The 20,231-nt window shown below is 64.4% G+C and carries 17 protein-coding genes and 1 pseudogene; 11 read left to right on the forward strand and 7 right to left on the reverse strand.

The window, feature by feature from the left end; translation table 11 throughout:
- The first annotated feature begins 47 nt into the window (after nt 1-47).
- The 4 genes from IVB19_RS03100 (at nt 48) to IVB19_RS03115 (ending at nt 4,464) form a co-directional block, all read left to right on the forward strand.
- Nucleotides 48-995, forward strand: a complete 948-nt coding sequence (locus tag IVB19_RS03100) for a TAXI family TRAP transporter solute-binding subunit (RefSeq protein WP_018453126.1) — start codon at nt 48-50, stop codon at nt 993-995.
- A 161-nt stretch (nt 996-1,156) separates the two neighbouring features.
- Complete coding sequence (locus IVB19_RS03105) at nt 1,157-3,268, forward strand: TRAP transporter permease (protein WP_018453127.1); 2,112 nt, start codon at nt 1,157-1,159, stop codon at nt 3,266-3,268.
- The gene (locus tag IVB19_RS03110) at nt 3,265-3,642 is read left to right on the forward strand and encodes a DUF1850 domain-containing protein (RefSeq protein WP_198293337.1); all 378 of its coding nucleotides are present in this window, start codon (nt 3,265-3,267) and stop codon (nt 3,640-3,642) included. The genes IVB19_RS03105 and IVB19_RS03110 overlap by 4 nt, the downstream gene beginning before the upstream one ends.
- A gap of 15 nt (nt 3,643-3,657) precedes the next feature.
- Nucleotides 3,658-4,464: an SDR family NAD(P)-dependent oxidoreductase gene (locus IVB19_RS03115; RefSeq protein WP_204512522.1), complete on the forward strand. Its 807-nt coding sequence runs from the start codon at nt 3,658-3,660 to the stop codon at nt 4,462-4,464.
- A gap of 159 nt (nt 4,465-4,623) precedes the next feature.
- On the opposite strand, the gene IVB19_RS03120 is transcribed toward IVB19_RS03115, so the two are convergent.
- Together IVB19_RS03120 and IVB19_RS03125 are read right to left on the reverse strand one after the other, a co-directional pair.
- Nucleotides 4,624-5,394, reverse strand: a complete 771-nt coding sequence (locus IVB19_RS03120) for a hypothetical protein (RefSeq protein WP_018453130.1) — start codon at nt 5,392-5,394, stop codon at nt 4,624-4,626.
- A 78-nt stretch (nt 5,395-5,472) separates the two neighbouring features.
- Nucleotides 5,473-7,050 carry a cation:proton antiporter gene (locus IVB19_RS03125; protein ID WP_018453131.1) on the reverse strand — a complete coding sequence of 526 codons (1,578 nt, stop codon included), beginning with the start codon at nt 7,048-7,050 and terminating at the stop codon, nt 5,473-5,475.
- Nucleotides 7,051-7,145: 95 nt separating this feature from the next.
- On the opposite strand from IVB19_RS03125, the gene IVB19_RS03130 reads away from it, so the two are divergent.
- From IVB19_RS03130 to IVB19_RS03145, 4 genes and pseudogenes are all read left to right on the forward strand, one after another.
- The gene (locus IVB19_RS03130; RefSeq protein WP_018453132.1) at nt 7,146-7,904 is read left to right on the forward strand and encodes a tetratricopeptide repeat protein; all 759 of its coding nucleotides are present in this window, start codon (nt 7,146-7,148) and stop codon (nt 7,902-7,904) included.
- Between the two features lie 133 nt (nt 7,905-8,037).
- A pseudogene (locus tag IVB19_RS03135) lies at nt 8,038-9,422 on the forward strand (tetratricopeptide repeat protein).
- Between the two features lie 143 nt (nt 9,423-9,565).
- On the forward strand, nt 9,566-11,488 hold the full coding sequence (locus tag IVB19_RS03140; RefSeq protein ID WP_247821037.1) for a propionyl-CoA synthetase: 1,923 nt from the start codon (nt 9,566-9,568) through the stop codon (nt 11,486-11,488).
- A gap of 164 nt (nt 11,489-11,652) precedes the next feature.
- A complete protein-coding gene (locus IVB19_RS03145) occupies nt 11,653-11,913 on the forward strand; it encodes a hypothetical protein (protein ID WP_018453135.1) in 261 nt (86 codons plus the stop codon).
- A gap of 119 nt (nt 11,914-12,032) precedes the next feature.
- On the opposite strand, the gene IVB19_RS03150 is transcribed toward IVB19_RS03145, so the two are convergent.
- Nucleotides 12,033-12,728: a DUF1013 domain-containing protein gene (locus IVB19_RS03150; RefSeq protein ID WP_007597507.1), complete on the reverse strand. Its 696-nt coding sequence runs from the start codon at nt 12,726-12,728 to the stop codon at nt 12,033-12,035.
- A 253-nt stretch (nt 12,729-12,981) separates the two neighbouring features.
- Here IVB19_RS03150 and ispH point away from each other — a divergent pair, with 253 nt between their 5' ends.
- Genes ispH through rnhA form a run of 3 tightly spaced genes read left to right on the forward strand, consistent with a single transcriptional unit; the run spans nt 12,982 to nt 15,401 of the window.
- Nucleotides 12,982-13,950 (forward strand): 4-hydroxy-3-methylbut-2-enyl diphosphate reductase, encoded by a 969-nt coding sequence (ispH, locus tag IVB19_RS03155; protein ID WP_007597506.1) that lies wholly within the window; start codon nt 12,982-12,984, stop codon nt 13,948-13,950.
- 6 nt (nt 13,951-13,956) lie between these two features.
- Complete coding sequence (locus IVB19_RS03160; RefSeq protein ID WP_018453137.1) at nt 13,957-14,940, forward strand: homoserine kinase; 984 nt, start codon at nt 13,957-13,959, stop codon at nt 14,938-14,940.
- Entirely contained in the window at nt 14,937-15,401 is a 465-nt protein-coding gene (gene rnhA, locus IVB19_RS03165) for a ribonuclease HI (RefSeq protein ID WP_018453138.1), read from the forward strand. Before IVB19_RS03160 ends, rnhA begins: the two co-directional genes overlap by 4 nt.
- A 169-nt stretch (nt 15,402-15,570) precedes the next feature.
- Here rnhA and IVB19_RS03170 read toward each other — a convergent pair whose 3' ends face one another.
- The 4 genes from IVB19_RS03170 to IVB19_RS03185 form a co-directional block, all read right to left on the reverse strand.
- The gene (locus IVB19_RS03170; protein WP_018453139.1) at nt 15,571-16,056 is read right to left on the reverse strand and encodes a peroxiredoxin; all 486 of its coding nucleotides are present in this window, start codon (nt 16,054-16,056) and stop codon (nt 15,571-15,573) included.
- A gap of 107 nt (nt 16,057-16,163) precedes the next feature.
- Complete coding sequence (locus IVB19_RS03175; RefSeq protein WP_018453140.1) at nt 16,164-16,718, reverse strand: DUF924 family protein; 555 nt, start codon at nt 16,716-16,718, stop codon at nt 16,164-16,166.
- Nucleotides 16,719-16,733: 15 nt separating this feature from the next.
- Nucleotides 16,734-18,419, reverse strand: coding sequence for a long-chain fatty acid--CoA ligase (locus IVB19_RS03180; protein ID WP_018453141.1), 1,686 nt, complete (start codon nt 18,417-18,419; stop codon nt 16,734-16,736).
- A gap of 190 nt (nt 18,420-18,609) precedes the next feature.
- A complete protein-coding gene (locus tag IVB19_RS03185; protein WP_085361117.1) occupies nt 18,610-20,055 on the reverse strand; it encodes a D-alanyl-D-alanine carboxypeptidase family protein in 1,446 nt (481 codons plus the stop codon).
- Between the last annotated feature and the right edge of the window lie 176 nt (nt 20,056-20,231).

Genomic DNA, 20,231 nt, shown 5'->3' on the forward strand with positions numbered 1-20,231 from the left:
CCCCCTCATCCGGCCAACTTCCGGCCGGTTTGGGGAGTAGAAAGATCATGAAACGAACGATTTTCGGCGTGGCCGCGGCTCTTGCTCTGGCGGCCTCGGCACCTTGCGCGCAGGCGCAATCCTTTATCAATGTGCTGACCGGTGGCACCTCCGGCGTCTACTATCCGCTCGGGGTCGCGATCGGGAAGATCTACGGCGACAAGATTCCTAACGTGAAGACGCAGGTGCAGGCCACCAAGGCGTCGGTCGAGAATCTGATCCTGCTCCAGCAGGGTCGCGGCGAGATCGCGTTCACGCTGGGTGACTCGCTGAAAGCGGCCTGGGATGGCGACGAGGAAGCAGGCTTCAAGTCCAAGCTCGACAAGCTGCGCACGATCGGCGCGATCTATCCGAACTACATCCAGATCGTCGCGACTGCCGAGAGCGGCATCAAGACGCTTGCGGATCTCAAGGGCAAGAGCCTGTCGGTCGGCGCGCCGAAATCGGGCACGGAGCTGAATTCGCGCGCCATCCTGGCGGCGGCCGGCATGAGCTACAAGGATCTTGGCAAGGTCGAGTATCTGCCGTTTGCCGAATCCGTCGACCTCATGAAGAACCGCCAGCTCGGCGCGACGCTGCAATCGGCCGGGCTCGGCGTGGCCTCGCTGAAGGATCTGTCGACCTCGAGCCCGATCGTGGTGGTGTCGGTGCCGAAGGAGACCGTCGACAAGATCGGCCTGCCCTTCATCGCGGCGACCATTCCCGCCAACACCTACACCGGGCAGGACAAGGACGTGCCGACTGCGGCGGTGGTCAACTACCTCGTCACCAGCTCGGCGGTGTCGGACGATCTCGCCTACCAGATGACAAAACTGGTCTACGAGTCGCTGCCCGAACTCGCCAACGCGCATGCGGCCGGCAAGGAGATCAAGCTCGAGACGGCCGCCAGCGGCAGCCCGGTTCCGCTGCACCCCGGCGCGATCCGCTATTACAAGGAAAAGGGGCTGATCAAGTAACGTCGGCCTCGTTATCGGACGTCATGGCCGGGCTTGTCCCGGCCATCCACGTTCTAAGGCCAGGCGAGAAAGATCGTGGATGCCCGGGACAAGCCCGGGCATGACGGCGCGGATGGACCGTGCCAATGCTATAAGCGCTCGACGATTGGGGATGGGTTGAAATGCTGGAGAAGGCAGAGGGCGCTCAAGAGCCCATCAAGGTCGAGTTCGACAATTTCGAGCACGGTTTTCCGGAAGGCTTTGGCCCGGGCTGGTGGGGCACGCTCGCCTACTGGATCGGCATCGCCTTCGCGATCTTCCAGCTTTATGTCGCGGCCTTCAATTATCTGCCGAGCCAGGTGGTGCGCGGCGTCCATGTCGGCTTCCTCATTCTCCTCACCTTCGGCCTGATCGGCAACTTCACCGCCAAAAGCGATTTCGGCCGCGCGATCGGCTGGCTGATCGGCGGCATGGGCTTTCTGTGCGGGCTCTATCAATGGATCTTCTATGCGGATCTGATCGCACGTGACGGCGATCCGACGCGCCTCGATCTGGTGGTCGGCACGCTGCTCGCCGTCCTGATCTTCGAGGGCACGCGGCGGCTGATGGGCGCAGCGCTCCCGCTGATGTGCGGCGCCTGTCTCGTCTACTGGTTCTTCGGCCAGTATCTGCCGTCACCGCTCAACCATCGCGGCTATGATTTCGACCAGATCGTCACGCATCTGTCGTTCGGCACCGAAGGTTTTTACGGCGTGCCGATCTACGTCTCGGCGACCTACATCTTCCTGTTCATCCTGTTCGGCTCGTTCCTGGAGCGCGCCGGCATGATCCAGCTCTTCACCGACGTTTCTCTTGGGTTATTCGGCAGGACCCGCGGCGGCCCGGCCAAGGTCGCGGTGTTCGCCTCGGGCATGATGGGCACGATCTCCGGCTCCGGCGTCGCCAACGTCGTCACCGTCGGCCAGTTCACGATTCCGCTGATGATCAGGTTCGGCTATCGCCGCGCGTTCGCGGCCGGCGTCGAAGCGACAGCGTCGATGGGTGGGCAGATCATGCCGCCGGTGATGGGCGCGGTCGCCTTCATCATGGCAGAGACGCTCGGCGTCCAATATTCTGAGATCGTGAAGGCGGCCGCGATTCCCGCGATGCTCTATTTCGCCTCCGCCTTCTGGATGGTGCATCTGGAGGCCGGCAAGCACGGGCTCACCGGCATGAAGCGCTCGGAGATTCCGAGCGCCTGGAAGGCCCTGGTGACGCGCTGGTATCTCGTGCTGCCGCTCGCGGCGCTGGTCTACATGCTGTTCGAAGGTTTTACGCCGCTCTATGCCGGCAGCATGGGCCTCGCGCTCACAGTGGCGCTGATCCTTGGCACCGCCATCACGACAGGCGCGTCTTCGATGGCGATCCGCTATGTCTTCTGGATCGGGCTCGCGCTCGTCGTCGCGGCGCTCTCGCGCGACGGCCTTCAGATCGTGCCGGTCGCAGGCGTCGTCGTCGCGCTGATCGTGATCACTGCGTTCGTGCGTGGCGGATTTTCCGCCCTGCGCGCCTGCCGCGATGCCTTGGCTGAAAGCGCCAAATCCGCGATCACCGTCGGCATGGCCTGCGCCATCGTCGGGGTCATCATCGGCATGATGTCGCAGACCGGCGTCGGCACCATCTTCGGCGGCTGGGTGATCGGTCTCGGCGAGAAGAGCCTGTTCCTGGCGCTGATCATGACCATGCTGCTGTCGATCCTGCTCGGCACCGGCATCCCGACCATCCCGACCTACATCATCACGGCAGCGCTCGCGGCGCCCGCGTTGGCCAAACTGGGTGTGCCCCTGATCGCAAGCCACATGTTCGCGTTCTATTACGGCATCATGGCGGACCTCTCGCCGCCGGTGGCGCTGGCCGCGCTTGCCGCAGCACCGATCGCGAAGGAGAATCCGGACAAGATCGGCTGGGAGGCGATGCGCATCGCGCTCGCCGGCTACGTCATCCCCTTCATCTTCGTCTATTCGCCGGCGCTGATGCTGCAGGGCGGCGATCCCATGGCGGCCAAGCTCGGCTTCTACGGCGCGGTGGCATTGGCGACTGTCAAGGCGCTGGTGGCGATCGCGCTGTTCGGCATGGTCGCGATCGGATTCCTGTTCACGCGCCTGACGTTCCTCGAACGTTTGGTCGCGCTCGGTGCCGCGCTGTGCCTGCTCGGCGACTTCCCGTTCAGCGACACCGCGGGCTTCCTGCTCGCCGCTGCGATCGTGCTGTGGCAGTGGCGGCGGCGGCCGCCGGCGCCGGTCGAGGCGGTGTGAGCCTCTGCCTCGTCACAGCCTCAGGCCTGAAGGCGCTGGCGCTGTCCGCGTTCACACTGGTGTGGACGCATTCGATCGCGAAGGTCGACTGGCAGGAAGACTGGCGCGTCACCCCCGCCGGGCTCGAACTGGTGCAGGCACGCGTGAAGGGCACCGGCCCCGGCATGGAGCCGCCGCCCGAGGCGCGCCTCGTCGACGGCTGGTTTCAATGGAGGCCCGCGCGCGCGCCGATGCCGGAGGTCGTGCTGGGCAATTCGGACGCGGCTGGCGAATGGCGGCTATGCCATGACGGCAAGTGCCGGACGTTGTCCGAGATTGTCGGTCATCCCATTGGTGCTAACGTCACAAAGATGATCGTCTGCAAAGAACAATAATAAGGGAGACACGCGATGGGTCGGCTCAAGGGCAAGGTTGCGATGGTGGTGGGTGCCGGCTCGATCGGGCCTGGTTGGGGCAACGGCAAGGCCACCGCGGTCACCTTTGCCCGCCAGGGTGCGCAGGTGTTTTGCGTCGATCGCAACGGCGCGGCCGCCGAGGAGACCGCGAAGATCATCGCGGACGAAGGCGGCCAGGCGAGCGCGTTCACGGCCGACGTCTCGCATGCGCGCGAGGTCGAGGCGATGGTCGCGGCATGCCTCAAGGCCTACGGCCGCATCGACGTGCTCGACAACAATGTCGGCATCGCCGAGATGGGCAGCGTGGTCGAAGTGACCGAGGAAAGCTGGGACCGGGTCTTCAGCGTCAACCTCAAGAGCGCCTATTTCGCCATGAAGCACGTCATCCCCGTGATGGTGAAACAGGGCGGTGGCTCGATCATCAACATCTCCTCGATCGCTTCGATCCGCCACATGGGCATCTCCTACGTCACGTACGGCACCTCGAAGGCGGCGATGAACCAGATGACCCGCACCACCGCGATCGAGTTCGCGCGCCACCATGTCCGCGTCAACGCGATCCTGCCCGGCCTGATGAAGACGCCGATGGTGGAACATTCCGCAGGTCTTGCGAACAGCTATGCCAAGGGCGATGTTGAAGCGATGTGGCGGGCGCGCGATGCGCAAGTGCCGATGGGCCACATGGGCGACGCTTTCGACGTCGCCAACGCCGCGCTGTTCCTGGCCTCGGACGAAGCGAAATATGTGACGGGCATCGAGCTCGTGGTGGACGGCGGGATCACGTGCAAGGCGGGGGCCTAGGCGTCGTTCCGTGTTCGCCGTCGTCCTGGACAAGCGAGCGTAACGAGCGCTGATCTAGGACCCATAACCCCAGGGAGAAGTTTGACGAAGGCTGGCGGCTCCGGCTACTTCAACATTCGGCATTCGGGGTAATGGGTCCTGGCTTTCGCCAGGACGACATCATTGCGCCAGCGCCAGAATCCCGCCGGCGAATGAATGCCATGCCGCCGTTTCGCTGATCGGCCAGTTCAGCACCTTCACCGCCAGCAGCGCGAGCGTGCCGGTGATGTAGACTGGATGCACTCGGCCCGCGGTGCGCCAGTCGCGTACCATGGCGACGACGAGCAGCAGCGAAGCGACCATCGCGGGCGCGATGGTGACGGGCACCGGCGGCGGCCCTGGCGGTCCCGAAGGCGCGAGGAAAGTGAGAAACCAGCGCGCGATCGCGGCATCGAGGATGGAGACCGCCGCGAGCAGCATCAGGCGTTTGTGAATCTCCGGCTTTCGCGTGTTCATGATCGCGAGCACGAATACACCAGCGAAGAACGCGATCCCGCTCATCGGCACGATCGAGAAGGCGATGCCGGCCTCTTTCTGGCCGAGCGCCGCGGAATGCTGCATCACATGGACGGAGGCGAGGAAGCCGAAGATCGTCATCGCGGTCGCGAGCGAAACGCCGGCTATGCCGAGCGCACGGTGATTGACCATGCGGCCTGAGGCGGCGAGCCACGTCTGGATCACGAAATAGAGAGACCAGGTGAAGAACAACAGGCCGTGGAAATGAATGACGGGGCTTGCGGACAATGTCCGGTTCGCGAGCGGCACAAAATAGGTCGGTGCGAAGCCGAGAAAGGCGGTGGCCGCGCAGGCCAGTGCCATGTGGAGATAGAAATATCGTGCGGGCGACGCATCTCGCGCGCGCACACGACGGTCGTCGATCAGGGTCGTCATGAGGGATGAGTCTGGAGAGGCGGCGTTTGGTTCAAACCCCTAGCCACCTGTGCAGGGCGCTTGTCGGGATGACGAAATCTAACCCCCCGCGCTCAGTTCCGCGCGATCGAGCTCCTCCTCGATCCTGTGAAACGCGTCGTCACCGATCACCTCGGTGGCCCGGAGGTCGAAGATCGATTTTCGCGCGGCTTCGATGGCGCGGCGGCGCAGCGGATCGGCGGGCAATTCGCCGTTGGTGATGCCACCATGGGGATCGTCGTCGGCCTGCATCAGGATGGCACGATATTCGAGCCGCAGGATTTCGGCTTCCTCCGACGGATCGTCCTCGATCGCGTCGAGCGCCGCGCGATAGGCGACGGCGCGGGCGCGCGCGACCTCGATGCCGACGGGATTGTCGTCCTTGAGGCCGAACGCCAGGATCAGCGGCCGCAAGGTCAGGCCCTGCACGACCAGCGTGCCGAGCACGACCGCAAACGCCGAGAAGACGATGAAGTCACGATGCGGAAAGTTTTCCGGCAAGGCAAAGGCGGTGGCGAGCGTGACGAGGCCGCGCATGCCACACCAGGAGATGATGAGGCCGCCCTTGGCGGAGGCGACCTGCTTCGGATCCTTGGGGTGATAGATCCCGTGCGCCACCAGCGTGCGCAGCGTCGTGCGGTAGAGCGTGACCCAGGCCAACCGGACCAGGACCACGGTGAGCAGGATCCAGGCGGCGGCCAGGCAATAGTCCCAGCGCACGTCCGCGTCCAGCCGCGTCCAGATCGGTCGCATCTGCATGCCGATCAGCATGAACGCGAGCACGTTGAGCACGAACACCATCGTATCCCACACCGCGTAGGACGGCACCCGCAACCGCGCCGGCATGCGAGCGGGTGCAGCGCGTGCCATCGTGATGGCGTACACGACGATGGTGAGGATGCCGGAGAGGCCGAGATGTTCAGCGCCGATCCAGACCATGAAGGTAGTGGCGAATTGCATGATGATCGAACTGGGAGCCTCCGTGATCCGCACGATCACCAGTGGCATGACTCGCGCGGCGAGATAGCCGGCAACGACGCTGCCGACCAGGGCCAGAGCCATGGTTGGCGCGACCTGGCTCCATGCCAGATGCTCGGTGGCGGTCGCTCCGACGGCGATGCGATAGATCAAGAGCGCGGTCGCGTCGTTGAGCAGGCTCTCGCCTTCCAGGACCTTCACCATGCGGTGAGGCAGCTTCACCTGGCTCAGGATCGCGACCGCGGCGGCCGCGTCCGGCGGGGCCACGATGGCGCCGAGCGCAACCGCGGCGGCCCAGGGCATATCAGGCATCAGCCGGTGCGCGACGTAGGCCACAGCGGCCGTGGTCAAGCCGACCGCGGCGACGACGAGGGTGGAGACCGGAACCCAATTGTTGCGGAGATCGCGCAGCGAGGTGTCGAAGGCGGCATCGAGCAGGACCGGTGCGACAAAAAGAGCCAACGCCAGGTCGGGCTCCAGCGTCCAGGACGGGCTCGACGGCACAAAGGCGATCAGTGCGCCCCCGATTGCGAGAAAGGTCGGGTAGGGGACCTTGATCCGCCGCGCCAGCGCCGATAATGCAACGGCGCCGAGCAGAAGCACGATGATCCATTCGAATGTCGACACGTTGATCCCCGAACCCGATTTGAGCGGCGCCACAAGCTAGCACCAATCCGGTCGTATGATGGATGGTGCAGCCCCAAGGCAAGACCTCAAGGCGGACCTTAACTCAAGACTTTCCAACTGTGGCGAGCATGCGTTTTCTCATTCAATGGTCCGGCGCCGGGTTGCTCTTTGCGCTCTCGTTCGTTGCGGCTCATGCTGCGACCGGCGGCGAGCCGGCCGCGGTGCCGCAGGTCGACATCGCGCCGTGCCTCGCGGCTGCCGCAGCCGACGACATCGACAAGGCCGCCACGGCCTGCGCCGCCGTGATCGACAACGAGAAGACGGCGAAAGGGGACCTGATCAAGGCGCTGATCGCGCGCGGCGGGCTTTATGCGCGGCACGACCAAGTCGACCGCGCGATCGCCGACGACAGCCGCGCGCTGGAGCTCGATTCCGGTCTCGCCGATATCTTCAACGCGCGGGGCGAACTCTGGCTAAGGAAGGGCGACAAGCCCAAGGCGGTGCAGGATTTCGGTGCGGCGTTGAAAATCGATCCGAACCACGAGAAGGCCAAGCCCAATCACAAGGCGATGGCGCGCGAGATCGAGCGGATCGGCGCGCAGATGGCAGTCGCGGGCAAGCCCAGTTTCATTTGCAAGGGTGTGCGCCGTCCCGTCGAGAAGGCGATCTGCGCCAACCGCGAGCTCGCAGATCTCGACCGCGAGATCTTTGCCGCCAACGCGCGCGTGTTGCGCGAAGCCCGCAATGCAGGCGAAGCGAAGGCGCTTCAACGCGAGCAGGACGATTTCATCGCCGGCCGCAACGCCGGGTTCGGCCGGCCGGGGTACGATTTGAAGAAGGCGATGCAGGAGCGGCTGCAGCGGCTCAACGGGGTGGACGGGTATTGAGGCTCCTCGTCTCGCTCGTAAGAGCGGGACGAAGGAGGGAAGGGATCGGTGCGCCGCTGGCACGCCTCGATTTGAACCGATTCTTTGGCTGCCGCGACAATGGTGAAAGCCTGATGTCCCGGAGCCCTATGCCATGTGCGGCACGCATCCTTCCGCGCAAATGCTCTCGTTTGCAAAAATCTCGTTTCGCTCGCTCCTGCTCAGCGCGGCAATGAGCGTCGTTCTCGTCGCCCCTGCTTCGGCCGGCGTCGATTGCGTAATCGGGAGCAAGGCCGCTCCGGCTGAGCTGATCCCGGCCTGCAGCGCCATCATCGACCAGGCCTCGAATCCATCCCTCGATCGCGCCGCGGCATTGCTGGTGCGCGCCGACGCCAATGCGCGAACCTCGGGCGCCCTCACGCAGGCGCTGCGAGATATCGATCGCGCCATCGCACTCGATGGCAAGAACGCAAAAGCCTGGCGCCTGCGCGGTGATCTCCTGCGCGAGGCCGGCGGCGATCTCAACCGCGCCGCGGCGGACCTCAGCAAGGCCATCGAGCTCGATCCGCAGGATTCGGAATCTTACGAGCTGCGCGGCGTCGTCTACACCAACCAGCACCGGCTCGACCGCGCGCTTGCCGATTACGACCAGGCGATCAGGCTGAAGCCTGACAATGCACAGGCCTGGTCCGACCGCGGCGTGACCTATTATCTCGGCGGCGACAACGAGAAGGCGATCCGCGATCTCAGCGAGGCGTTGCGCCTCGATCCGAACCGGCCGCGCAGCTACACCAATCGTGGCGCCGCCTACAAGAAGCTCGGCCAGCTCGACAAGTCGGTTGCCGACGACGGCGAGGCGATCCGGCTCGATCCGAAAGTGCCCGAATATTACGACAATCGCGGGCTGGCGCTGGCCGCGATGGGGGAGTACGACAAGGCGATTGCCGATTACGATCAGGCGCTCCGGCTGGCACCGCGGCCGAATTTCTTCACAAACCGCGGCGATTCCTACCACCTGAAGGGCGAGCTTGGCGCGGCGCTGAGCGATTACGAGGCCGCGCTGAAACTCGATCCGAATTTCGCGCTGACCTACAACAACCGCGCCGTGCTCTACAAGAAGATGGGCGAGCGCAAGAAGGCGCTGGCCGACTACGAGACCGCGCTGCGGCTCGATCCCGGCAACGACAATGCGGCCGGCGGCCGCCGAACCATGATCGCGGAGATCGCGAAATTCGGCGGCGAGCCGCTGCGGCCGCTCGCGGCGAATTCCGGCAATGGCCCGTCGTTCGATTGTGCCACCGCGAAGCGCGAGGTCGAGAAGGTGATTTGTGCCGATCCGCAGCTGGGGGTGCTCGATCGCCAGATCGCCGAGACCTACGAGCGCGTGCTGAAATCGGCCGGGTCCCGCTTGCCGGCGGCCTCCGTCGCACCCAGCGCGATTTCCTCACCACCCGCAATACGAGCTTCGGCCGCCCCGGCTATGATCTCAGGAAGGTCATGCAGGAGCGGCTGCAGCGGCTGAATGCGATGGATAGCTGAGCATTGTTCTTTTCAGCTTGAACCGCGGCCCGTTCCCGGGAAAATACCCCTCAAACAAGGCCGGTACTTGATCCCTGTCATGGCGGGACGTCTGTCCTGCAACAAGGTCAAGGCCGGGCGAATAAGGGAACGGGAGCGCGGGAATGAACGTCCGAGGAAACATCGACGGAAAAAGTCTCTATCACGAGGTTTATGCGCGCTCGCTGGCTGACCCCAAGGGCTTTTGGGCCGAGGTGGCCAAGGAGATCGACTGGATCGAGCCACCGAAAAAGATCTTCGATCCCTCGCAAGGCGTCTACGGCCGCTGGTTCAGCGGTGGCGTCGTCAACACCTGCTACAACGCGCTTGACCGTCAGGTCGAACGCGGCCGCGCCGACCAGGTCGCGCTGATCCATGATTCGCCGCTGGCAAATAGCGTCACCAAATTCACCTACGCCGAACTGCTGGCCGAAGTGCAGGCGCTTGCCGCCATCATGCAGGATTTTGGTGTCGCCAAGGGCGATCGCGTCATCCTGTATATGCCGATGGTCCCCGAGGCCGTCGTCGCGATGCTCGCCTGCGCGCGCATTGGCGCGGTGCACTCCGTGGTGTTCGGTGGCTTTGCCGCGAAAGAGCTCGCCACCCGCATCGACGATGCGCAGCCAAAGTTGATTCTGTCGGCGAGTTGCGGCATCGAGCCCGGCCGGATCGTGCAGTACAAGCCGCTGCTCGACGAGGCGATCAGGCTTGCGGGGGCAAAGCCGAAGGCCTGCATCGTGCTGCAACGTCCGCAGCTCGTCTGCGCCCTCACGCCCGGCCGCGACTATGATTGGGCGGGCCTGCGCCGCGAGGCGATGAACGACGGCAAGAAGGCGCCTTGTGTGCCCGTCGCCGCTACCGATCCGCTCTACATCCTCTATACGTCAGGCACGACCGGCATTCCCAAGGGTGTCGTGCGCGACAATGGCGGCCATCTCGTCGCGGTGAAATGGTCCATGTTCAACCTTTATGGCGTCAAGCCGGGCGAGGTCTGGTGGTGCGGCTCCGACATCGGCTGGGTGGTCGGCCACAGCTACATCGTCTACGGCCCGCTGCTGCATGGCGCGACCTCGATCATGTATGAGGGCAAGCCGGTCGGCACGCCCGATGCCGGCGCGTTCTGGCGCGTGATCAGCGAGCACAAGGCCGTCGCCTTCTTTACTGCGCCGACCGCGTTCCGCGCGATCCGGAAAGAAGATCCGGAAGGAAAATTCATCCGGCAATACGACCTCTCGACGTTCCGCACGCTGTTCCTGGCCGGCGAGCGCGCCGATCCGCCGACGGTGGAATGGGCGGAGCAGCAGTTGAAAGTGCCTGTGATCGACCATTGGTGGCAGACCGAAACCGGCTGGTGCATCGCCGGCAATCCGGTTGGCTTAGGTCAGCTGCCGGTGAAGCACGGGTCGCCGACGGTGCCGATGCCGGGCTATCAGGTCGACGTGGTCGACGAAGCGGCAAAGCCGGTCGGTCCGAACACCATGGGTTCGATCGTCATCAAGCTTCCGATGCCGCCGGGCTGTCTGCCGACGCTGTGGAATCAGGACGAACGGTTCAAGGAAGCCTATCTCACCGAATTCCCCGGCTACTACAAAACGTCGGATGCCGGCTACAAGGACGACGACGGCTATGTCTTCGTCATGGGCCGCACCGACGACATCATCAACGTCGCCGGCCATCGGCTCTCCACCGGCGGCATGGAGGAGATCCTGGCTTCGCATCCCGATGTCGCTGAATGCGCCGTGCTCGGCGTCAAGGACGCGATCAAGGGCGAGGTGCCCTGCGGCTTCCTGGTGCTCAAGGCGGGTGTGAAACGGGCCCCGGCCGAGATCGAGAAGGAGATCGTCGCGCTGGTGCGCGACAAGCTCGGTCCCGTTGCCGCGTTCAAGCTCGCCATCACCGTCGGCCGCCTGCCCAAGACGCGATCCGGAAAGATCTTGCGCGGCACGATCAAGAAGATCGCAGATGGTGAAGCTTGGACCATGCCGGCGACGATCGAGGACCCCAAGGTGCTGGACGAGATCGGCGATGCGCTGAAGGGGCGGGTGTGAGGTTTGCAATGGGGCTTGAATAGGCCGCATTTTTCCGCTCAATCCTCATCCTGAGGACCTGGCGCGCGTCTCGAAGGATGAAAGGCCCCGCTGCGGCAGCTTGGCCTGCATGGTTCGAGACGCCCGCTGCGCGGGCTCCTCACCATGAGGATGAAGGGCCTGCCATGAATTCGAAGCCGTTTCTAGCGATTGCATTTGCGGGCCTCATTCTCTCCGCCTGCTCCGCGCGCTACCAGACGCCGGTGGCGATGGGCGGCGATGATGACGACGCGGTCTGCCAGAGCCGCGGCTATGCGGCCGGATCGCCCGAATACGTGGCGTGCCGCAAGGACCGCGACGTCCAGCGCAGTTCCGCGACCACCCGCGCCGACCGCCGCCAGCGCGACCTCGGCGAATACATGCTGAACCATCCGGACCGGCCATAAAGGCTGCGCTGCGCCGCTGCGCTCGCAATGACGAGGTTGCTGAAGCTTCTTGCGTCAGACTAAAAACGCGGCGAGTTTCCCCGCCGCGTTTGCATTCGATGACGACTGAAGTGGAAGGATTACTCCTCCTCCTGGTCCTGCTTCTTGCCGCCGAGCGTCTTCAGCTTGGCGAACACAGCATCGACGTTGAGATCGTCGCTGGACCTCTCCGCGGGTTCGTACTCGTCCTTCTTGGTGGTTTCTGAGGCCGGCAGCAAAGTGGCGCCGCCATAGGCTGCGTCGATCGGCTTTTCCTTCGCCGCGCGCGCGACCTCGAAATCGAGCTCGATCTGCGAGCAGAGGCCGAGGGTGACGGGATCGATCGGCGTCAGCTGGGAGGTGTTCCAGTGGGTGCGATCGCGGACACTCGCGATCGTACTCTTGGTCGTGCCGACCAGGCGCATGATCTGGGCGTCCTTGAGCTCGGGATGGTTGCGCAGCAGCCAGAGGATGGCGCTCGGGCGTTCGTGGCGGCGCGAGACCGGGGTGTAGCGCGGGCCCTTGCGCTTGGGCTGCGGCGGCAGCACCACCTTGCTCTCCTGGAGGCGGAGCCGGTAGTCCGGGTTGTTCTCGCCCTTCTCGATTTCCTCGCGGGTCAGCTGGCCATTGGAAAGGGGATCCATGCCCTTGATGCCCTGGGCGGCGTCGCCATCGGCGATCGCGCGCACCTCGAGGGGGTGCATTTTGGTGAAATCGGCGACCTGATCGAAGGTCAGCGCGGTATTGTCGAGCAGCCAGACGGCGGTCGCCTTGGGCATCAGAGGTGCGTTGCTCATGGCAAATCTCCTTTGTGCTTCGCCCACCCCTTTGGAGGCGAAACCGGTGGTCATCAGCGATGACTGGGAATTCGCGCTATATAAGCCCGGAGGGGCTAGCCACGCAATGGTTCTGCTATAGATAGTGCCTTGACAGCGCCCGAAAGGGGGCCCAATTCCCTCTGAAGTCTCTGTAAGACCGTACCCAAGCCCTGTTCATCCATCGACCGCTTCCCGCCCATTTGGCGAGGTGATTCGGTCCCGAGATCGCTCAATGTCAGCCAAACCAGACCTCAAGATCGTGCTTTGTTCTCCCCGTGGCTTCTGCGCCGGGGTGGTCCGGGCGATCGACACCGTGGAACGGGCGCTCGATAAATACGGCGCCCCCGTCTATGTTCGCCACGAGATTGTGCACAATAAATACGTCGTCGATGGGTTGAAGAAGAAGGGCGCGATCTTCGTCGAGGAACTCGCCGAGATCCCGGAAAACACCACCGCGCCGGTGGTGTTCTCGGCCCATGGCGTGCCGAAATCGGTCCCGGCCGACGCCACCTCCCGCAATTTGTTCTCGCTGGATGCGACCTGCCCCCTGGTCACCAAGGTGCACCGCGAGGCCGCGATCCATTTCAAGCGCGGCCGCGAGATCTTCCTGATCGGGCATTCCCATCATCCGGAGGTGGTGGGCACGCTCGGCCAGCTCCCGACCGGCGCCGTGACCCTGATCGAGACTGCCGAGGACGCCAAGACCATCGCCCCGAAGGACCCGAACAACCTCGCCTTCGTGACCCAGACCACGTTGTCGATCGACGACACCGCGGAGATCGTGGCGCTCCTGAAGGAACGCTTCCCGAACATCAACGGGCCGCACAAGGAAGACATCTGCTACGCCACCACCAACCGCCAGCTCGCGGTGAAGAAGGTGGCGCCGGTGGTCGACGCCCTGATCGTGGTCGGTGCGCCGAACTCGTCGAACTCGCAGCGCCTGCGCGAAGTCGCCGAACGCGAGGGTTGCCCGATCGCCGTGCTGGCGCAGCGCGCCACCGAAATCGACTGGAAGCGGTTCGAGAACATCACCAGCCTCGGCATCACCGCGGGTGCCTCGGCACCGGAAGTGATCGTCGAGGAGATCATGGACGCGTTCGCCGAGCGCTTCACGCTGCATGTGGAGACGGTCTCGGCCGCGGAAGAGAACGAGTTCTTCCCGCTGCCGCGCCAGGTGCGCCCCGAAGCCGCCGCCGAGTAGACGTTCATGGCGGTCTACACCGACGTTGCCGCCGACGAGCTTGCGGACTTCCTCAACCAATACGATCTCGGCGAGTTGCTCTCCTACAAGGGCATCGCCGAGGGCGTCGAAAATTCCAACTTCCTGCTGCATACGACCAAGGGGTCGTTCATCCTCACGCTCTATGAGAAGCGCGTGGCGAAGAACGATCTGCCGTTCTTCCTCGCGCTGATGACGCATCTTGCCGAGCACGGCGTCAACTGCCCGCTGCCGGTGAAGGGAACGGACGGCGAGGCGTTGCGCGAGCTGTCGGGCCGGTCGGCCGCGATCATCACCTTTCTCGAAGGCGTCTGGCCGCGCAAGCCGAACGCGGTCCATTGCGCCGGCGTTGGCGAGGGGCTCGCCAGGATGCATCTGGCCGGCGCGAATTTCGCGATCAGGCGTGCGAACGCGCTGTCGGTCCCGGGCTGGCGGCCGCTGTTCGATGCCGCATCACACCGGGCCGACGAGGTGCAGCCCGGCCTGCGCGCGTTCCTGAGCCAAGAGCTCGACTACCTCGAGAGCGGGGTCTGGCCGACGCTTCTGCCCGAAGGCGTGATCCACGCCGACCTCTTCAACGACAACGTCTTCTTTCTCGGCGACAAGTTGTCAGGGATCATCGACTTCACTTTCGCCTGCAATGACTGGCTCGCCTATGATGTCGCGATCTGCCTCAACGCCTGGTGCTTCGAGCCGGATCATTCCTTCAACGTCACCAAGGCGCGGGCCTTCCTCAATGCCTATGGCCGCGTGCGAAAGCTGTCCGAGCCGGAAGAGGCAGCGCTGCCGCTGCTCGCGCGCGGCGCTGCGATGCGCTTCCTGCTGACGCGGCTGGTCGACTGGCTCAACGTTCCGCCCGGCGCGCTGGTTCGGCCGAAGGATCCGCTGGAATATGTCCGCAAGCTGCGCTTCCACCAGAGCGTTTCCAGCGTGCGCGACTACGGGCTGATGCCGTCGGGGCTGGTGGCGTGAGCGAGCTTCCGATTGTCACGATCTACACCGACGGCGCCTGCTCGGGAAATCCGGGGCCCGGCGGCTGGGGCGCGATCCTGAAGTTCGGCGACAAGGAAAAAGAACTGAACGGTGGTGAGCGCCACACCACCAATAACCAGATGGAATTGATGGCGGCGATCTCCGCGTTGGAAGCGCTGAAGAAGCCGTGCACGGTCGATCTCTATACCGACAGCCAATATGTCCGTCAGGGCATTACCGGCTGGATCCACGGCTGGAAGCGCAACGGCTGGCGCACCGCCGACAAGAAGCCGGTGAAGAATGTCGAGCTATGGCAGCGCCTGGATGCCGCGCTGAAGGCCCATGACGTGCGGTGGCACTGGGTCAAAGGTCACGCAGGCCATCCCGAGAACGAACGCGCCGACCAGCTCGCGCGCGACGGGATCGTGAAGGCGCGGTTGCAGCAGAGGCTGGCGGAGTAGGCGCGCGGTCGGCGCTCCTTCCTCATGCTCCGCCGTCATCGCCCGGCTTGACCGGGCGATCCAGTACGCAGCGGCCTCTCGATTCAACAACAACTGCTCTGGAATACTGAATGCCCCGCTTTCGCGGGGCATGACAGAGTCGTTTGTGGCTGAAAGCGGCGTCTAAAGCTTACAGCTGCCCGAGCAGCGTATCGCCGCCGGACACCTCGACCTTGCCGGGCATCGCCTCGAGGTTCAGCTTCTTGACCACGCCGTCCTCGACCAGCATCGAATAGCGCTTGGAGCGGATGCCGAGACCGTTGCCGGAGGCGTCGAGCTCCATGCCGATCGCCTTGGTGAAGTCGGCATTGCCGTCGGCGAGGAAGATGGCCTCGTCGCGCTGGTCGGTATCGCGCTTCCAGGCGTTCATGACGAAGGCGTCGTTGACGGAGACGATGGCGATGGTGTCGACGCCCTTGTCCTTCAGGGCGTAGGCGTTGAGGAAAATGCTCGGCAGATGCATCTTGTGGCAGGTGCCCGTATAGGCGCCGGGCACCGCGAACAGCGCCACTTTCTTGCCCTTGAAGATGTCGTCGGTGGTCTTCACCTGCGGGCCTTCGGCCGTCATCACGCGGAATTTCGCCTCGGGCAGTTTGTCGCCAGTCTGGATCGCCATCGTCAGTCTCCCTGAAAATCGGTCCCGCTTTTTAGACCGTGCGGCGGCGCTGCACAATGTTGCCGGTAGGGCAGGCGGTGAGGGCGGGACCCTTCACCGTTATGTCATCAGCCGGCGAACCCGCCGCCGTCGAGGAAGGCCTGCTCGTCCGGGGTGGTGTCGCGGCCGAGCAGATGGTTGCGGTGGGGGAAGCGGCCAAACCGCCGGATGATGTCGGCGTGCTCACGCGCGTATTTCAGATTTTCGGCATTGTCGGTGTTTTGAAACAGCGCGACGCAGTGCAATTGGTCGGGCAGGTGCTCGGAATGCATGAAGGGCAAATAGAGGAATTCGAGCAGGACCGGATCGATCCTTTGATCTGCGCCCCGCGCAATGGCGCGGCGGGCGACGTCGCGCGCCAGCGCATCGCTGGCAAAGGCCTGCGACGTGCCGCGAAACATGTTGCGCGGAAACTGGTCGAGCACGATGACGAGCGCGAGTGCGCCCTCATCGGTCGCCTCCCATGACGAGAGTTCGCCGGCGACCGCCTTCTGCCACAGCGCGAGAAAGCGGCGCCTGATCTCCGCGTCGAATGCGTCGTTGCGCTCGTACCAGGCATCGCGGCCGGCCTCGCGCCAGAAGGCGAGGATGCCGGCCGGACTGATGTTGCCGTCGTCGGTCATGAACGAAAGAGGCGCTTACGCCGCCTCCGCCTTCTTCTCGTCGCGCAGCTGCCGCCGCAGGATCTTGCCGACATTGGTCTTCGGCAGGTCGGTGCGGAATTCGATGTGCTTGGGCACCTTGTAGCCCGTCAGCTGCTCCTGGCAGAACTTGACCAGGGCCTCCGCCGTGAGGTTCGGGTCCTTCTTGACCACGAACGCCTTCACCGCCTCCCCCGACTTGGAATCGGGAATGCCGATGACGGCGCATTCGAGCACCCCGGGGTTGCTCGCGATCACTTCCTCGATCTCGTTCGGATAGACGTTGAAGCCGGAGACCAGGATCATGTCCTTCTTGCGGTCCACGATCTTGGTGTAGCCCTTCTCGTCCATGATGCCGATGTCGCCGGTGCGGAAATAGCCGTCCGCGGTCATCACCTTGGCCGTCTCCTCCGGCCTGTTCCAGTAGCCCGACATCACCTGCGGGCCCTTGGCGCAGATCTCGCCGGGCTGGCCGAGCGGCATCTCGTTGCCGTCGTCGTCGCGGATCGAGATCCAGGTCGAGGGCACGGGGATGCCGATAGTGCCGTTGAACTCCGGATTGGTCGTGGTGTTGCAGGTCAGCGTCGGAGATGTCTCCGACAGGCCGTAGCCTTCGGCGATGGAGCAGCCCGTGATGGCCTTCCACTGCTCGGCGACGGGGCGCTGCACCGCCATGCCGCCACCGTTCGAGATCTTCAGCTTGGAGAAGTCGAGCTTTTTGAAGTCGGGATGATGCATCAGGCCGTTGTAGAGCGTGTTCACGGCAGGGAAGTTGTTGACCTGGTACTTCGCCAATTCCTTGATGAAGCCCGGGATGTCGCGCGGATTGGGGATCAGGAGATTGCAGCCGCCGGCGCGCACCGCGAGAAGGTAGCAGGCTGTCAGCGCGAAGATGTGATAGAGCGGCAGCGCGCAAACGACCATGAGTTGATCGACATGCGGCGGCGCGGCCATCGCCGGCTGCAGCCAGGCGTCGTTCTGCAGGACGTTGGCGACGATGTTGCGATGAAGCAGGGTGGCGCCCTTGGACACGCCGGTGGTGCCGCCGGTATATTGCAGGAAGGCGACGTCGCCGGGTGACAGCTTCGGCTTGTTGAAGGCCAGAGAGCGGCCGGCGGAGATCGCGTCGTTGAAGGACACCGCGCCCGGCAGCGACCATGCCGGCACCATCTTCTTGACGCGGCGGACGACCAGATTGACGATCACTCCCTTGAAGCCGAGCAGGTCGCCCATGCTGCCGACGATGACGTGCTTGACTTGCGTCTTGGCGATCACCTGCTCGACGGTGTGGGCGAAGTTCTCGAGCACGATGATGGCTTCGGCGCCGGAATCCTTGAGCTGGTGCTCGAGCTCGCGCGGCGTGTAGAGCGGATTGACATTGACCACCGCGAAACCGGCGCGCAGCACGGCTGCGGTCGCGACCGGATATTGCAGCACGTTCGGCATCATGATCGCGACGCGGGCGCCGCGTTGCAGGCCGCGCCCTTGCAGATAGGACGCCATCGCCAGCGACATCTGGTCGAGGTCGCGATAGCTGATCGACTTGTCCATGCAGATGAACGCCTTGCGGTCGGCGAACTTGGCGAAGCTCTCCTCCAGGAGGTCGACCAGCGATGAATATTGCGTCGGCTCGATATCGGCGGGGACGCCGGGCGGATATTGCTTAAGCCAGATGCGCTCCATGGAAACTCCCCTCATTGACCAGAGCCCGTTGTGTCTCGGGCTTGCCTCGTTGCCGTCAGTATCGAGCCTGCCGGAACGGGTGGCAAGCGGTCGAGGCTTAGGACAAACGTCAGGGAGTGGCTACCGGAATCCTTGCAAATGGCGCTGCCGCAACTGCGAAGTGCGGCGCGGTCTCGCCTCGCGTCGGCTGTTAACTGTTGTTGGCGGGCTTGGCGGGCTTGGTCGCGGCCTTGGGCTTGGCGGGCTTGGCCGCCTCGCCGCTCACCGCAGGCTTTGCCACCGCATCGGGCTTGGCTGCGGCATGCTTGGTACCGGCCGGCTTAGCTGCGGACTTGCCGTCGGCCGGCTTTGCGGCCGCCGCCGTCTTGGCATCGGGCTTCGCCGCCGCCGTCTTGGCATCCTTCGGCTTGTCTGCCGCGTCGGGCTTTTTGGCGACGCGCGACTTCTTGCCACGCGGCTTTGGCGTGGCCTGCTGGTCGGCATCGGCCGCGACCGCCGCGATCAGGGCGGTCCCGGTGCGGGTCGGACCGGTATACACCAGCACGGGCTCGGCCGCCGCCGGGGCCGAGGCCATCAGCTCGGAGGCCTTCATCAGAGGCGGCTGAAGCCCGGCCGTGAAGAAGGTGACTTGGGCTTCGCCGCCGGTGGCCGAGGCGGACCCGGACGTGCCGCCATTGGCCGCGATCAGCGCGTCGTCATCGTCGCTGGCCGGCCGCTTGCGATGGCCGCCGCACATGTCGTCACGCAGGTTCGGCGGCGAGGCGTCGACCGGGACCAGCTTGTCAACGGTGCCGAGCGAGGGGCGGAGCCAGGTGAGATTATCTTGCGAGAAGCCGCGCTCCAGCAGCTGCGCCGCCTTCACCGCGCGCGCGGTCCCGGAGTTGGCGCCCAGCACGACGGCGATCAGCCGGCGGCCGTTGCGGGTGGCCGACGCGACGAGATTGTAGCCGGAGGCGCAGATGAAGCCGGTCTTGAAACCGTCGGCGCCGGGATAGCGGCCGATCAGCTTGTTGAAATTGCCGGTGACGCGCTTGCCGAAGCGGATTGCCGGAATGTGCACGAAGTACTCGTACTCGGGCAGGTCGCGCAGGAACGAGCGCGCGAGAATGCCAAGATCCCGCGCGGAGGTGATCTGTCCGTCGGCGGGCAGGCCGTTCGGATTGACGTAGCTCGTCTGCGTCATGCCGAGCTTCTGCGCCGTGTCGTTCATCAGCGCCGAGAAACCATCGATCGAACCGCCAACGCCTTCGGCGAGCACGACGGCCATGTCGTTCGCCGATTTCACCATCATCATCTTGAGCGCGTTGTCGACGGTAAGCTGCGTTCCCGGGCGAAAGCCCATCTTCGAGGGCGACTGCGAGGCTGCCGTCGGCGAAACCGTGAGCAGTGTGTCGAGTGTGAGCTTGCCGTCCTTGACCGCCTTCAGCGTCACATAGGCGGTCATGATCTTGGTGACGGAAGCCGGATACCAGGGAATGGTCGCGTTCTCCGCCTGCAGCACCTTGCCGCTATCGGCCTCGATCAGGAGCAGCGCTTCGGCGCTCGCCGCGCGCGGCGCGAGCAACGCGGCACACGCGAGTGCCGCGGCGAACAGGTTGAACAGGGATTGACGAAGCAGCGGGCGAAGAGCGTGCACTATCCGATTCCGGTCCTTGGAGACCCGCCGGTTCCGGTCGGCTCTCGTGATCTGATGTTCGGTTCTGAAATCCAGCGCCGCCGCTTGCGGCGCCGCAAACCTATACCGGCTGGTGCGTCGGGAATAGGGGCATCAGCCGGGTATTCCGCAATGAAATGGGCCGAATTTCGACGATA

It is taken from the genome of Bradyrhizobium sp. 187 (assembly GCF_023101005.1).
GTDB lineage: Bacteria > Pseudomonadota > Alphaproteobacteria > Rhizobiales > Xanthobacteraceae > Bradyrhizobium > Bradyrhizobium canariense_D.

What these genes read in the sequence shown, in the direction of transcription:
- IVB19_RS03100 (WP_018453126.1), top strand. Translation starts at nt 48, where the DNA reads ATGAAACGAACGATTTTCGGCGTGGCCGCGGCTCTTGCTCTGGCGGCC.
- IVB19_RS03105 (WP_018453127.1), top strand. Translation starts at nt 1,157, where the DNA reads ATGCTGGAGAAGGCAGAGGGCGCTCAAGAGCCCATCAAGGTCGAGTTC.
- IVB19_RS03115 (WP_204512522.1), top strand. Translation starts at nt 3,658, where the DNA reads ATGGGTCGGCTCAAGGGCAAGGTTGCGATGGTGGTGGGTGCCGGCTCG.
- IVB19_RS03120 (WP_018453130.1), bottom strand. Translation starts at nt 5,394, where the DNA reads ATGACGACCCTGATCGACGACCGTCGTGTGCGCGCGCGAGATGCGTCG.
- IVB19_RS03130 (WP_018453132.1), top strand. Translation starts at nt 7,146, where the DNA reads ATGCGTTTTCTCATTCAATGGTCCGGCGCCGGGTTGCTCTTTGCGCTC.
- IVB19_RS03140 (WP_247821037.1), top strand. Translation starts at nt 9,566, where the DNA reads ATGAACGTCCGAGGAAACATCGACGGAAAAAGTCTCTATCACGAGGTT.
- IVB19_RS03145 (WP_018453135.1), top strand. Translation starts at nt 11,653, where the DNA reads ATGAATTCGAAGCCGTTTCTAGCGATTGCATTTGCGGGCCTCATTCTC.
- IVB19_RS03150 (WP_007597507.1), bottom strand. Translation starts at nt 12,728, where the DNA reads ATGAGCAACGCACCTCTGATGCCCAAGGCGACCGCCGTCTGGCTGCTC.
- ispH (WP_007597506.1), top strand. Translation starts at nt 12,982, where the DNA reads ATGTCAGCCAAACCAGACCTCAAGATCGTGCTTTGTTCTCCCCGTGGC.
- IVB19_RS03160 (WP_018453137.1), top strand. Translation starts at nt 13,957, where the DNA reads ATGGCGGTCTACACCGACGTTGCCGCCGACGAGCTTGCGGACTTCCTC.
- IVB19_RS03170 (WP_018453139.1), bottom strand. Translation starts at nt 16,056, where the DNA reads ATGGCGATCCAGACTGGCGACAAACTGCCCGAGGCGAAATTCCGCGTG.
- IVB19_RS03175 (WP_018453140.1), bottom strand. Translation starts at nt 16,718, where the DNA reads ATGACCGACGACGGCAACATCAGTCCGGCCGGCATCCTCGCCTTCTGG.
- IVB19_RS03180 (WP_018453141.1), bottom strand. Translation starts at nt 18,419, where the DNA reads ATGGAGCGCATCTGGCTTAAGCAATATCCGCCCGGCGTCCCCGCCGAT.